We start from the raw sequence: 12,933 nt of genomic DNA, 5'->3' as shown, positions 1-12,933 counted from the left end.
CGTAACCTGGGGGTGTGACGACTCCCTGGCCCGCCGAGGCGACGTTCTCCCGCGGGGAGCGGGTGGCGCTGACCACCCCGGACCCGCCGCGCCCCGAACTCGGCCACCTCGGCGGCGAGATCCTCGGCACCCGGGGCGTGGTCCTCGCATGCGTCGTCGAGGCCGATGACCGCGACGGTGGCCACGTCGGGCCCGTGTACCAGGTCGAGACGGAGGACGGCAGCCCTTGGCGGCTGCGGCCGGAGTTCCTGGAGTCCCTCGACCGCCGGTGACGCTCCCTCGGGTCGGTCCCCGTCCCGTCGGGGGCGTGGGGAGTCAGGGGCGCGGGTGATCGCTCGGACCGTCCGGCGCCCGCCAGGGCTCCGGGCGAGGGGCGGGCCGTCAGGAGCGGGAAGTCGGCCGGGCCGACTTCCCACTCCGCCACCGCTCAGTCCTTGGGCGCGAGCGCGGTCAGCGGCGGGGCGGCCCGGCTCTCCCAGGCCTGATCCAGCGCCCGGGTGAACGTCTCCGCGGGCTGAGCGCCCGAGACGCCCAGCCGCCGGTCCAGGACGAAGAACGGCACGCCCGTCGCGCCCATGGCGCTCGCCGTGGCCTCGTCCTCGCGCACCGCCTCCGCGTACGCCTCCGGGTCGGCCAGGACGGCCGCGGCCGCCTCGCCGTCCAGCCCCGCCCCGACCGCCAGCTCGACCAGCCGGCCCGCGTCGAAGGCCGACTGCTCCTCGGCGAAGTTCGCCCGGTACAGCGCGTCCAGCAGCTGACCCTGCCGGCCCTGCTCGTCGGCGAAGTGCAGCAGCCGGTGCATGTCGAAGGAGTTCGCGGCGTCCCGCCCCTCGCGCAGGTAGGGCAGGCCCTCGGCGTGCGCGTTCTCGGCGATCCGGGCCTCCGCCGCCTCGGCCTGCTCCAGGCTCATCCCGTACTTGGCGGCGAGCAGCGGCAGCACCGGGTGGGCCTCCTGCGGTGCGCGCGGATCCAGCTCGAAGGAGCGGTGGACGACCTCCACCTCCTCGCGGTGCGGGAACGCCGCCAGTGCCTGCTCGAACCGGGCCTTGCCGATGTAGCACCACGGGCAGTTGATGTCGCTCCAGATCTCCACGCGCACGGCGCACTCCCTCCAGCCTTGCGCGGACCTCCCGCGCCAACGCCTGACGGAACGCCTTCGGGCACCTGAATATTTCACTCACTAAAACATCGGGGCGAGCCAGTCGGCGGCCTCCCGCCTCAGCGCCGGTCCCACGCCTCGCGCTGGGCGGACACCGTGGGGATGGCGGCGACGGCCTCGGCGTAGCGGCCGTGCCTGCTCAGGATCTCGGCAACCGCTCGGTAGGCCCCGTACTCGGTGGACGACCGGAGCAGGTCGAGGGCCTCGTCCGTCCGGCCGTCCAGATCCAGCAGCCAGGCCACCGTGGTGTCCCACTGGCCGGGCTCCCGCTCGCTCAGGGCCCGCGCCTGCGCGATGCCCTCGGCGTAGCGCCCGGCCTTCCCGAGCAGGCGCAACCGGGTGTGGCTCAGCACATCGGAATGCGCGTCGATGTACGCGGTGTCGAGGCCGTCCAGGAGTTCCAGCGCCCGTTCCGGGCGGCTCGCCCCGATCAGCAGTTCGATCACCTCATGGAGGAGGTTCCCCTCGTCGTGCTCGTACGTGGGCCGTCCGACGTCGACGGCCTCGTCGAGGCGTCCCCGGCGGGCCAGGAAGGCCATGAGGCGCCGACGGGCGTGCCGGCCGTCCGCTTCGAGGGCCTCGTGCAGGACGGCTTCGGCCTCCCGGACCCGCCCCTGCTCCTCCAGCACCGCCGCGCACTGGGTCCGGGCGAGCTGCGCGTGCTCGCCGGTGGCCAGCTTGCGCAGCTGCTCGATCCGGCCCTGGCCGGCGAGGAGTTCCGCGTACAGCCAGGCCACCTGCGGGATGACGGGCACGACCGGGCCCAGCATCCGGATCGCCTCGTCCGCCCGACCCATGCGTTCCAGGACCCGGGTGTACAGCACCAGCACCTCCGACGGCTGGTGTCGGCACCCGCGCCGGCCCCCGGCCGCCGAGCAGCGGCAGTCCGCCGTGCCGCCCCGGGCCTGCTCGTCGCAGGGGGCGAGCAGCTCCAGGACGCGGGCGTCCCGGTTCCCCCCGTCGGTCAGATCGACCAGGGACTCCAGGATCCAGGGCTCGCCGAGGTGGGGGGTGAGCACGTCGATGGCCTCGTCCACCCGTCCGGCCAGCACCAGCGCTTCGGCGAACCACCGGCACTCGAACGCCGACTCCAGGCCGGCCGCCGCGTCCGGGCGTACCAGCGCCAGCCCCTCCTCGATCCGGCCCTGCCGGATCGTGATCTCCGCGGACTTCCGCACGGCGAACGGCCAGCCGACCGCGACGAACGGCTCCAGGACCGTCAGGGCCCGCTCGAACTCCCCCACCGCGCACAGCTCACGGACCGCCACCTCGGCGCAGAACCACTCACCGCGGTCCACGGCGGTCTTTATCAGGAGCTCCAACTGCCCGTGTCCGGCGAAGTGTTCCGCCATGCGAACGTCGATGCCGCCGTCGAACTGCCGCTGCCACGCGAGATCGTCGAGATTCACCAGGGCAGGCTATGCGATGACGTCGGGTTCCGGCAGTGGATCGCCCCGGATCCTCGGCCGGGGCGCAACCGGCACCCCGTTCAGGCGGTGTCGGCCTGCCCTGACATCATCGGCGGATGTCCGAAACCTTCGTTGACCTGGGATTCGTCACGGCGCCCTCCGGGGTGGTGGTGCTGGCCATGGCCAGCTGGATCGACGAGTGGCCGAGGGTGGGCGAGCCGCTGTCGGTGCGGGCCGCGGCGGCGGCGCGGGCGGGTGGCGGGCACCTCCAGGAGTGGGAGTACGAGGCGGTCGCCGTCCCGGCCGCCGCCGACCGGCCGCTGGCGGTGCGGGCCACCACCGCGCCGTCGGTGTTCGACGAGGAGCCGACGATCGCGACCCTGGAGGTCGAGCTCGGCCTGCCCTGGCCCGCGGGCGCGGACCCGGCGGTGCCGGTGCTGCTCGGGGACCTGCCGGTCGACCGGGGCGGCATGGCGGTCGGCGACGCCGTGGGGCTGGACGCGTGGACGGGGCTGGAGCACGAACCGGCCGACGGACTCGCCGACCTCTCCTACTGGGGCCGGTACGGGAAGGACGCGCACGAGCGGTTCGGCGGCGAGCAGCTCCCCCCGCACGGCGGCGACGAGGGGCCGTACGGGTGGCTCGACCTCCCGGTCGCGGAGGCGGTCGCGCTGGAGGCCGAGATCAGCACCTGGCAGGGCGGCCTGCGCGGCAGGGGAGTGGCCACCATGGTGGAGAAGCACGTCGACTACCTCCGCTTCCGGCGGGCCGGCCTGCACCATCCGCTGCACGTGGGCGCGATCGAGGTCGGCGGCTGCCGGGTGCTCGGGATCGACTGGGACCCGGGCGACCACGCGGTCCGGCACCACGGCGGGCGGGACTGGGGCCAGGCCTTCCCGGTCACCCTCGAAGCCGACGGGGCCGGCGGCACGGTGCTGCGCTGGACCATCCCGCCCTACGAGGAGAACGAGGACGACTGACCGGGAGCCGCCGGCGAGCCCGCCGTCGGGTCCCAGAGCCCGGCGGCCTCGCCGCGCGCCAGGTGGTCGGCGTAGACGGCGGTCTTCCAGGCGATCAGCGAGCGGCACTCCTCCAGCTCCCGGATCCGCTCGTCGACCCGTTGCCGGTGGGCGTCCAGTAGCCGCAGCCGTTCGGCCTCGTTGCCCGGGCCCTGCCGCACCAGGTCGGCGAAGCGGCGGAGGTCGGCGAGCGGCATGCCGGACTCGCGCAGCCTGATGCAGATCTCCAGCCACTGCACGTCGAGCACGGCGTACCGCCGGCGTCCGCCCGCCGTGCGCCGCACCGGGCCGACCAACAGGCCCTCGCGCTCGTAGAAGCGCAGGGCGTGCACGCTGAGCCCGGTGCGCTCGGCCACTTCGCCGATGCTGAGTTCCGTCATGGCGTCAGAGCATAGGAGCGGCGAGGCCCGCGGGGCTTGATCTAGACCGCGCTCCACTTCCTACCGTCGTCGCCATGACCACCACCAACAAGGCCGTCGTCGACCAGCAGCCGACCGGCTCGCCCTTCTCCGCCGCCAGCACCGCCGAGGACGTCCTGGCGGGCCTCGACCTCTCCGGCCGCACCACCGTCGTGACCGGCGGCTACTCCGGCCTCGGCCTGGAGACCACCCGGGCGCTGACCGCCGCCGGGGCCACCGTGATCGTCCCGGCCCGCCGCCCGGACGTCGCCCGTGCCGCCCTCGCCGGAACCGGCGGCCGGGTCGTCCCCATGGACCTCGCCGACCCCGTGAGCGTCCGTGCCGCCGCCGGGCTGATCCGCGAGGCCACGGACCGCCTCGACCTGCTGCTGGCCGTCGCCGGCGTCATGGCCACCCCCGAGCGGCGCGTGGGGCCGGGCTGGGAGGGGCAGTTCGCCACCAACCACCTGGGGCACTTCCTCCTCGTCTGCGAGCTGTACCCGCTGCTGGCCGCCGCCCCGGACGGCGCGCGCGTCGTCGTCAACAGCTCCGCCGGGCACGCCCTGACCGACATCCGCCGGCACGACCCGCACTTCCGCACCGGCTACGACAAGTGGCTGGCGTACGGCCAGTCCAAGACCGCCAACGCCCTGTTCGCCGTGCACCTCGACGCGCTCGGCAGGGGCGACGGCGTCCGGGCGTTCGCGCTCCACCCCGGGAAGATCATCACCGGGCTCCAGCGGGAGATGACCCGGCGGGAGCAGGTCGAGCGCGGCTGGGTGGACGACCGGGGAAACGTGATCGGCGCGGACTTCAAGTCCCCTTCCCAGGGCGCGGCCACCGGCCTGTGGGCGGCCACCTCCCCACTGCTCGACGGCCGCGGCGGGCTCTACCTGGAGGACTGCGAGGTGGCCCGCGTCAGCGGCCCGGACACCCCGATGGACGACGGCGGCGTCCGCCCGTACGCCCTCGACCCGGACGGGGCGGCCCGCCTTTGGGAACTCTCGCTGGCCGCGACCGGCGCCACCCCGGTGCCGCGCTGACAGGGTCGCGACTGGCGCGTCCAGCGGTGCGGCCGCCGGCCGTCGCCCGCCCGCGTCCGGCGGGGGCGGCAGCGACAAGGAGCGGGAAGTCGGCCCGGCCGACTTCCCGCTCCGCGACGGCCCGGAGGCGTCAGGCGGTCAGCTCGGGGCTCCACGTGACGCCCATGTTCCCGCCCCAGGTGACGATGAGCCGAGTCTGGTGGACGTGGCCCGGGGTGGGGTTGGGACACCGCGCACCGAGCGGCCGAAGCGCCCGTCAGCAGGAGATGTTGCCGCCGCCGGCGTCGGTGCCCAGCACGTCGACGAACTGCTTGTAGAGGTTGATCCGATCGTTGCGCTGGTCCGGGTTCTTGCCGTCGCACTCCAGCGCGCCGTTGATGGTGCGGATGGTCTCGCCGAAGCCCTTGTTGTTGACGACGGCGTCGTGCGCGGTCATCCGCCCGGCGCCGCTCTGGGTGTTCCAGAACCAGAGGGCGGTCTTCCAGGACGTCGCCGGGTTCTTCTCGACCTGGTACGGGTCGTGCAGCAGGTCGATGTGCAGGGCGTCGCCGGCCGCCTTGTAGTTGAAGTTCCAGCTCAGCTGGAGCGGCCCGCGCCCGTAGTACGCGGACTGCCCGGCCGGACAGCCGTACGACTGCGAACTGTCGCAGTAGTGCGGGTAGTTGGCGGTGTTCTGTTCGACGACGTACCGCAGGCCGCCGGTCTCGTGGCTGACGTTGGCCAGGAAGGCGGCCGCTTCGCGCTTGCGGGTGGCGGTGTCGCCGGTGGTGGTGAACCCGGGGAAGGCGCCCAGGGCGTCGGTGAGGCCCTGGTAGCTGTAGAAGGAGTTCCGGTTCGGGAACATCTTGTTGAACTGGGCCTCGCTGACCACGAAGGACCCGGCGGCGGAGGCCGGGGCGGTCTGGCCGGCGACGGCGAGGGTGCTCAGCACGGCGACGGAGGCCGCCAGGGACAGGGTGCGCGAGAGCTTCATCGATCTCCTCGATTCCGGTAGCGGGACTGGCATTTCGCGTGCGAAGAGCCTTCGTCATCCTCACGGTCGGAAAACGTCAAATATGGCCATCAGAGGTCTAAACCACTCGTACGGGTCGTATCCGGTCCGGTCGCTGGACGCCGCCCGTCGGCGGGGGCCCACCGGGCTGTCGGTCGCACCGGATAGCCTCCTTCCGAGCGGGACGGCACCACCGGGGGAACGGGGAGCAGGGGCGAATGAGCGGGCACACCGACGACACGGGCGACGAGCGCCTGGCCGCCGAGGGCGAGGTCGCCCTCGCCCGGCTGGCGATCGACTCCGGCGACCTGGCCCACGCCGCCGACCACCTCGGCGACGCGATCCTCGCCGACCCCCAGCTGCCCGAACTGCACGAGGCACTGGCCGAGTTGTGCGCGGCGGCGGGCGGACCGGCCGCGGCCCGCGCGCTGTTCCCGCTGGACGGCCAGGTGTACCTCGGCACGGTGGCCTGCCGGGCCCACGTGGAGGCCGCCGCCGGGGACTGGGACACCGCCGTCGGCCTGCTCGCCTCCGCCGTCCAGCACGAGCCGGCCCGCCCCTGGGCGCACGCCGCCTGGCTCGCCCGCGAGGACCTGCCCGGCCTGGTCGACCCGGACGCCGTCGCCCAGGCGGTGGCCCGCGCCACCGGCGCGCTGCCCGACCCGCTCCCGGCCGAACCGGCCGAAGCCGTACGGCCGTTCCACGACTTCGTGCGGGCCGTCCTGGCCCGGCACGAGGACCACGTGCCGCTGCTGGCGATGGCCTCCGGCCTGACCCGCCGGCTCGGCGACACCGACCGCGCCGTCGAACTCGCCGATCGGGCCCACCGGTTGGCCCCCGGCTACCTGACCGCCGTGATGCTCGGCAACGCCCTGCGCTCGGCCGGCCGGCCGGAACGGGCGCTCGCCGTCTGGGAGGCCGAGCTGGCCCGGGTCGCGCCGGACCGCGACGATTCCAGCAGCTACCTCGCCGTCGACGTCGCCGAGCTGTACGGCGCCCTCGGGCGCCCCGCCGAAGGCCTGCCCTGGCTCGACCGGGTGCTCGCCGCCGAGCCCGACCACCCCAAGGCGGGCCCGGCCCGGTACGGGCTGCGCCACGCCCTCGACGGCGACCCGGCCCACCTGCTCGGCCTGGCCGACCACCACCGCTCCCACCCCGAGCACGAGTACGCCCAGGAACTGCTGGAACGGCTGAGCCACCGGGAGCCCTGGCTCGGCCTGGTCTCCGGCGCCACCGAGGCCACCGTCAACGTGCTGCACCAGGTGCTCGCCGCCCCCGACACCGGCCGCGACACCGAGATCGACTGCACGACCTCCACCGTGGAGCCGCCCAGCTCGGTGCTGGCCGTCCGGCTCGCGCTGCCGCGCTCCACCGTCGGCTACCGGGCCGTCGGCGAGCCCGACCCCCGGCTGCCGCTGACCGAACCCACCACCCGGATCTGGGCCTGGGACGGCACCGACCCGCGCCCGGCCGTCGCCCCGCCCGCGCCGCGCAGCGCCGAACTCGTCCGCGCCACCGCCGAGATCTTCTGGCCGACCGTCCCCGCCGCCTACGACCACGCCGTCCGGCTGGCCGGACTGCCGCTGGACGACCTGCTCGGCGTCCTGGTCCACCCGCCCGTGCCGCGCGAGGACGAACTCGGCCGCGCCCTGCTCGCCCACCAGCCCGAACTCTGGGTGCGGGCCGTCCAGGTCTTCGCCTGCCTCGGCATCGCCCACCACCGAACCGACCAGCCCTGGGCCGGCTCCGAGCGCCGCCGGGTGCTGCGCGACCTGCTGCTCGGGCCGGAGGACTGGGTGGTCGAGGCGGCCGGCTTCGCGCTGGTCGCGATCGGCTGGACCCAGCCGCAGACCCGGGCCGACGTCGCCGCCCTGCTCCAGCAGCGGCTGCACCACGGCGCCCGGGCCCGCCGCACCCGGGCGGTGACGATCCTCCGCTCGCTGTCCGCGCTGGTGCTCGCCGCGCCCTGGACGTCCGACGAGGACCGCGCGCTCGCCCGGCACCTGATGGAGCAGGAGGACGCCGCCGACGCGGGGGCGGAGGCCGCACCGGAGGCGGCGGACCAGGCCGAGGCGGCGGAGCACCCGGGGACCGGGGAGCACCCGGAGGCGGCGGAGCGGTCGGAGGCCGAGCGGGCCGCCGGGGAGGAGCCCCGCCCCGGCCGCCTGCGCCGCCTCTTCGGCCGGGGCTGAGGCGCCAGGTCTGAGGCGAGGTCTGAGGCCGGGGCCGGCCCTAACCCATCCCCGGCAGCGGTTCCTGGTCGACGTCGAACCGCGCGACCCGCTCCGCCGGGTCCCGGCACTCCGGTCCCAGCCGCAGCATCCGCGACTCGGGGTCGTGCAGCGGCCGGTGGCAGCGGCGGCAGGTCACCCGCGGGCGGAGGGTCTGCGCGGTGTCCGTCCCGGGAAGCGGCTCGGGGCCGGACGCGCCGGACGCGCGGGTCGGACCGGTCGCGCCGGGCAGGCCGGACGCGCCGGGCAGGCCGGTCGAGCCGGGAGGGTTGGTCGGGCTGGTCATGCTGAGACGGTAGCCGCCCACGCCGTCAAGGCCCCTGCCGGTGCGTGAAACGATGGCCCCATGGCGAGCGACCGCAGCAGCGCAGGAGACCCGGCACGCACCCTCGCCCTGCTCTGGGGGCTCACCGCCGAGGAGAAGCCCGGCCGGCGCGGGCCCCGACAGGCGCGCTCGACCGGTGAGATCGCCACCACCGCGATCGCCCTCGCCGACGCCGAAGGAGCGGACGCCGTCACCATGCGCCGGGTCGCGCAGGAGCTGGGGCTCTCCCCGATGGCGCTCTACACCTACGTGCCCGGCAAGGCCGAGCTGCTCGACCTGATGCTGGACACCGTCTACGCCACGATGCCCCGCAGCACCCCCGCCGACGAGGGCTGGCGCTCCCGGGTCACCGCCGTCGCGGACGACAACCGGGCGCTGCACCGCGCCCACCCGTGGGTCGCCGCCGTCTCCACCAGCCGTCCGCCGCTGGGGCCCGGCCTGATGGCCAAGTACGAGTACGAGCTGCGTGCCTTCGAGGGCACCGGGCTCTCCGACGTCGACCTGGACGCCGCGCTGACCCACCTGCTCGGCTTCGTCCAGACCTGCGCCCGGATGGCCGCCGACGAGCGCGCCGCCCGGCAGGACAGCGCGATGACCGACGCGCAGTGGTGGGCGGCCAACGCCGGGCTGCTCGCCCGGGTCTTCGACCCCGAGCGCTATCCGGTCGCCGCCCGGGTGGGTGCCGCGGCCGGTGCGGCGCACGGCGGCGCGTACAGCCCGGACCACGCCTACGCCTTCGGTCTGGCCCGGGTCCTGGACGGGCTCGACGCCCTCATCGCGGGGCGGTAGCCCGCCCGTCGTACTCCTGGCGGGCCGTCTCGACCTCCGGTACCCGCCGCTCCGACCAGTGCGCCAGCGCCGCGACCAGCTCCGCCGCCTCCCGCCCCAGCGGGGTGAGGCTGTAGTCGACCCGGGGCGGGATCACCGGGTGCGCCTCGCGCAGCACGAAGCCGTCCCGCTCCAGCGTCTGGAGGGTCTGGGCGAGCATCTTCTCGCTGACCCCGGTGACCTTGCGGCGCAGTTCGCTGAACCGGTAGCCGCGCTCGTTCAGCGCGCCCAGCACCAGCACGCCCCAGCGGCTGGTGACGTGCTCCAGCACGCCCCGGGACGGGCACATCCGGTCGAAGACGTCGGCGGGGGGCAGCCCGCCGGCCTTCAGCTCGCTTACCTTCATGTCAGTACCCTACTTTGAAGTGCGTACTTTCGAAAGGTTAGTGCCACCCCTAGGGTGAGTTTCGAGGCCAGAACCCCGTAGCAACCCCTGAGGAGCACGCCATGTACGTCGTCACCGGTGCCACCGGCCAGCTCGGCCGTCTCGTCGTCGAGGGCCTGCTGGCCGAGGTCCCCGCGAGCGAGGTGGCCGTCGCCGTCCGCTCCGCCGAGAAGGCCGCCGACCTGGCCGCCCGCGGCGTGACCGTCCGGGTGGTCGACTACGACAAGCCGGAGACCCTGGCCGGCGCCTTCGCCGAGGGCGACCGGGTGCTGCTGATCTCGGGCAGCGAGGTCGGCCGCCGGATCCCGCAGCACCGGGCCGTGGTGGAGGCCGCCAAGGCCGCCGGCGTCGCGCTGCTCGCCTACACCAGCATCCCGGGGGCGGCCACCTTCCGGCTGGCCGACGAGCACAAGGCGACCGAGGAGCTGATCCTCGCCTCCGGCCTGCCGCACGCCTTCCTGCGCAACGGCTGGTACACCGAGAACTACCTGGGCGACGCGGCCGGCACGGTGGCGCGCGGCGTGGTGCTCGGCAGTGCCGGGCAGGGCCGGGTCGCCACCGCCCCGCGCGCGGACTACGCGGCCGCGGCGGTCGCCGTCCTGGTCGGCGAGGGGCACCGGGGCGAGGTGTACGAGCTGAGCGGCGACGCCGCCTGGAGCCTGCCCGAGCTGGCCGCCGAGCTGGCGAAGGCCTCCGGCCGGCCGGTCGGGCACCGGGACGTCACCCCGGCCGAGCACCTGGACGCGCTGGTCGGCGCGGGCCTGCCGCAGGGCTTCGCCGAGGCCCTGGTGGACGTGGACGCGGGCATCGCGCGCGGCGAGCTGGCCGGCACTCCGGGCGACCTGGCCCGGCTGATCGGCCGTCCGACCGTCCCGCTGGCCGAGTCCGTCCGCGCGGCCCTGAACTCCTGAGGCACGGCGGCCCGGGCCCGGAGCGGCGGCGCCGTCCGGCCCGCAAGCAATGTCATGACCAAAATCCGGAAACGGAGATGACAGCCTGCCCTCCCGCCCGCTACCGTCGCCTCGACACACGCGCGCGGGAAGGCACTCGGCCATGGCGGGAACAGACCAGCAGGACTACGGCCGGGGCCTCTGGTCCGGCGTCGCCGCCTACGGCATCTGGGGGCTCTTCCCGCTGTTCTGGCCGCTGCTGGAACCGGGTGCCGCCGACGACATCCTGGCCAACCGGATGGTCTGGTCCCTGGTCGCGGTCGTCCTGCTGCTGATCGCCCAGAGGCACTGGGGCTGGATACGCCCGCTGCTGCGCCAGCCCCGCCGGCTCGCCATGCTGGCCGGCGCGGCCGCCGTGATCTCGGTCAACTGGGGCGTCTACATCTGGGCCGTCAACGCCGGGCACGTGGTCGAGACCAGCCTCGGCTACTTCATCAACCCCCTGGTCACCATCGGCTTCGGCGTCCTGGTGCTCAAGGAGCGGCTGCGCACCGCGCAGTGGACGGCGGTGGGCATCGGCGCCGCCGCCGTCGCGGTGCTGGCCGTCGCGTACGGGCAACTGCCCTGGATCGCGCTCACCCTGGCGCTCTCCTTCGCGACCTACGGCCTGCTGAAGAAGCAGGTCGGGCTGAGCGGGCTGGAGAGCCTGGCCGCCGAGAGCGCCTTCATGTTCCCGTTCGCCCTCGGCTACCTGGTCTACCTGGAGGTCAGCGGGCGCGGCACCTTCGGGCACACGGTGGCCGGCTCGTACGGCTGGGGGCACTCCGGGCTGCTGATGCTCAGCGGGGTGATCACCGCGATCCCGCTGCTGCTCTTCGGCGCGGCCGCCGTCCGGGTGCCGCTGACCGTGCTCGGGCTGCTGCAGTACCTGGCGCCGGTGTTCCAGTTCCTGATCGGCGTCGCGGTGTTCCACGAGTCCATGCCGCCCGCCCGCTGGGCCGGCTTCGGCCTGGTCTGGGCCGCGCTCGCGCTGCTGACCTGGGACGCGCTGCGCCAGGTGCGGGCCGACCGCGCGGTGCGGGCCGCGGCACGGCCGCAGCCCGCACCCGCCGAGGCGGCCGTCACACGCTGATGTCCCGGCTGGTGAAGCGGGACCAGGCCGCCGAGCCGAACACGGCGACGTAGGCGGCCTGGAGGCCGAGGTCCTTCAGCACGCCGTCCCAGTACATCGGCGCCCGCAGCAGGTCCGCGAAGCTCAGCCAGTAGTGGGAGAACAGGAACGGGCTGACGGCGTGCAGCTGCGGGAAGACGTCCAGGATCTGGACGGTGACCACCAGCCCGACGGTGGCGGCCATCGCCGCGATGCCGCTGCCGGTGAGGGTGGAGACGAACAGCCCGATCGCCACCAGCCCGGCCAGCGAGGCCGCGACCACCAGGGCCACCAGCAGCGCGCGCAGCAGCGCGTCGCCGAGGCCGATGGTGTCCCCGGAGAGCAGCGTGACCCGGCCGAGCGGGAAGAGCGCGGCGCCCGCGGCCAGCGCCGTCACCGCGACCGTCGCCGTGGCGGCCGCGCAGAACACCAGCCCGGCGGTGAACTTGGCGGCCAGCAGCCTGGTCCGCCCCGCCGGGGCGACCAGCAGGTAGCGCAGCGTCCCGGCGGCCGCCTCGCCCGCCACCGAGTCCCCGGCGACCACGCCGACCGTCATCGGCAGGAAGACCGGCAGCGCCACCGCGAGCGCGGTGAAGACCAGGAAGAGCCCGTTCTGCGTGGTCTGCGCGATGAAGCTCGGACCGCCGCCGCCCTCGTGCGGACTGTCCGTGTTGAGCTTGACCACCACCCCGATCAGGACCGGCAGTGCCGCCAGGATGCCCAGCAGCACCGTGGTGCGCATCCGGCGGAAGGTCAGGTGCAGCTCGCTGCGGAACAGCGCCAGGAACCCGGCCGCGGTCTGCGGCCGGCGGCCGGTGCCGATCGGCGGCGCCCCGGCCCGCGACAGCGCCTCAGCCCGCGACATCGAAGCCCTCCCCGGTCAGCGCCACGAAGGCGTCCTCCAACGTGCCCCGCTCCAGCCCGAAGCCGTGCACCCGCACCCCGGCCTCGACCAGCGCCGCGCACAGCCTGGGCAGCGCCTCCTCGCCCAGGACGCCCGGCTCGCCGTCCACCCGGTCCTCGCCCGGCACCAGGGCGGTGACCCGGTGGGCCGCCAGCACCTCCGCGGCCCGCGCCACGTCCGGGGTCCGGACCACCAGCCGGC

General features: G+C 74.8%; 14 protein-coding genes and 1 pseudogene. 7 read left to right on the top strand and 8 right to left on the bottom strand.

Annotated elements, in window-relative coordinates:
* The first annotated feature begins 14 nt into the window (after window positions 1–14).
* Window positions 15–272 (top strand): hypothetical protein, encoded by a 258-nt coding sequence (locus tag ACIQOV_RS07340; RefSeq protein ID WP_401045928.1) that lies wholly within the window; start codon window positions 15–17, stop codon window positions 270–272.
* Window positions 273–427: 155 nt separating this feature from the next.
* Here ACIQOV_RS07340 and ACIQOV_RS07335 read toward each other — a convergent pair whose 3' ends face one another.
* Window positions 428–1,099 (bottom strand): DsbA family oxidoreductase, encoded by a 672-nt coding sequence (locus ACIQOV_RS07335; RefSeq protein ID WP_401045926.1) that lies wholly within the window; start codon window positions 1,097–1,099, stop codon window positions 428–430.
* A gap of 119 nt (window positions 1,100–1,218) precedes the next feature.
* On the bottom strand, window positions 1,219–2,568 hold the full coding sequence (locus ACIQOV_RS07330) for a tetratricopeptide repeat protein (RefSeq protein ID WP_401045924.1): 1,350 nt from the start codon (window positions 2,566–2,568) through the stop codon (window positions 1,219–1,221).
* 116 nt (window positions 2,569–2,684) lie between these two features.
* Between ACIQOV_RS07330 and ACIQOV_RS07325 the strand changes: the two genes are divergently transcribed.
* Window positions 2,685–3,548, top strand: a complete 864-nt coding sequence (locus ACIQOV_RS07325) for a hypothetical protein (protein WP_401045921.1) — start codon at window positions 2,685–2,687, stop codon at window positions 3,546–3,548.
* Here ACIQOV_RS07325 and ACIQOV_RS07320 read toward each other — a convergent pair.
* Window positions 3,524–3,967, bottom strand: a complete 444-nt coding sequence (locus ACIQOV_RS07320; protein ID WP_401045919.1) for a MerR family transcriptional regulator — start codon at window positions 3,965–3,967, stop codon at window positions 3,524–3,526. The genes ACIQOV_RS07325 and ACIQOV_RS07320 overlap by 25 nt on opposite strands.
* A 74-nt stretch (window positions 3,968–4,041) precedes the next feature.
* Here ACIQOV_RS07320 and ACIQOV_RS07315 point away from each other — a divergent pair, with 74 nt between their 5' ends.
* Window positions 4,042–5,028: an SDR family NAD(P)-dependent oxidoreductase gene (locus ACIQOV_RS07315; RefSeq protein ID WP_401045917.1), complete on the top strand. Its 987-nt coding sequence runs from the start codon at window positions 4,042–4,044 to the stop codon at window positions 5,026–5,028.
* 256 nt (window positions 5,029–5,284) lie between these two features.
* Here the strand turns inward: ACIQOV_RS07315 and ACIQOV_RS07310 are convergent, their stop codons facing one another.
* Window positions 5,285–6,001 carry a chitinase gene (locus ACIQOV_RS07310; protein ID WP_401045915.1) on the bottom strand — a complete coding sequence of 239 codons (717 nt, stop codon included), beginning with the start codon at window positions 5,999–6,001 and terminating at the stop codon, window positions 5,285–5,287.
* A 236-nt stretch (window positions 6,002–6,237) separates the two neighbouring features.
* Here ACIQOV_RS07310 and ACIQOV_RS07305 point away from each other — a divergent pair, with 236 nt between their 5' ends.
* On the top strand, window positions 6,238–8,211 hold the full coding sequence (locus tag ACIQOV_RS07305; protein ID WP_401045913.1) for a tetratricopeptide repeat protein: 1,974 nt from the start codon (window positions 6,238–6,240) through the stop codon (window positions 8,209–8,211).
* A 40-nt stretch (window positions 8,212–8,251) separates the two neighbouring features.
* On the opposite strand, the gene ACIQOV_RS07300 is transcribed toward ACIQOV_RS07305, so the two are convergent.
* Window positions 8,252–8,536, bottom strand: a complete 285-nt coding sequence (locus ACIQOV_RS07300; RefSeq protein ID WP_401045910.1) for a DUF6011 domain-containing protein — start codon at window positions 8,534–8,536, stop codon at window positions 8,252–8,254.
* A gap of 60 nt (window positions 8,537–8,596) precedes the next feature.
* Between ACIQOV_RS07300 and ACIQOV_RS07295 the strand changes: the two genes are divergently transcribed.
* Entirely contained in the window at window positions 8,597–9,364 is a 768-nt protein-coding gene (locus tag ACIQOV_RS07295) for a TetR/AcrR family transcriptional regulator (RefSeq protein ID WP_401045907.1), read from the top strand.
* Here the strand turns inward: ACIQOV_RS07295 and ACIQOV_RS07290 are convergent.
* Window positions 9,348–9,749 carry a helix-turn-helix domain-containing protein gene (locus tag ACIQOV_RS07290; RefSeq protein WP_359899842.1) on the bottom strand — a complete coding sequence of 134 codons (402 nt, stop codon included), beginning with the start codon at window positions 9,747–9,749 and terminating at the stop codon, window positions 9,348–9,350. The two genes, ACIQOV_RS07295 and ACIQOV_RS07290, sit on opposite strands and share 17 nt — an antisense overlap.
* A gap of 101 nt (window positions 9,750–9,850) precedes the next feature.
* On the opposite strand from ACIQOV_RS07290, the gene ACIQOV_RS07285 reads away from it, so the two are divergent.
* Entirely contained in the window at window positions 9,851–10,699 is an 849-nt protein-coding gene (locus ACIQOV_RS07285) for an SDR family oxidoreductase (RefSeq protein WP_401045905.1), read from the top strand.
* A 142-nt stretch (window positions 10,700–10,841) separates the two neighbouring features.
* On the top strand, window positions 10,842–11,810 hold the full coding sequence (gene rarD, locus ACIQOV_RS07280) for an EamA family transporter RarD (RefSeq protein ID WP_387692705.1): 969 nt from the start codon (window positions 10,842–10,844) through the stop codon (window positions 11,808–11,810).
* On the opposite strand, the gene ACIQOV_RS07275 is transcribed toward rarD, so the two are convergent.
* Window positions 11,800–12,693, bottom strand: a complete 894-nt coding sequence (locus ACIQOV_RS07275) for an ABC transporter permease (RefSeq protein ID WP_401045901.1) — start codon at window positions 12,691–12,693, stop codon at window positions 11,800–11,802. The genes rarD and ACIQOV_RS07275 overlap by 11 nt on opposite strands.
* Window positions 12,680–12,933, bottom strand: a pseudogene (locus ACIQOV_RS07270) (ABC transporter ATP-binding protein); the annotation flags it as partial. The pseudogene ACIQOV_RS07270 and the gene ACIQOV_RS07275, both read right to left, overlap by 14 nt.

The organism is Kitasatospora sp. NPDC091257 (assembly GCF_044757675.1).
In the GTDB taxonomy this organism is placed as follows: domain Bacteria; phylum Actinomycetota; class Actinomycetes; order Streptomycetales; family Streptomycetaceae; genus Kitasatospora; species Kitasatospora lactacystinica.
This window is presented reverse-complemented; position numbering and strand designations above follow the sequence as displayed.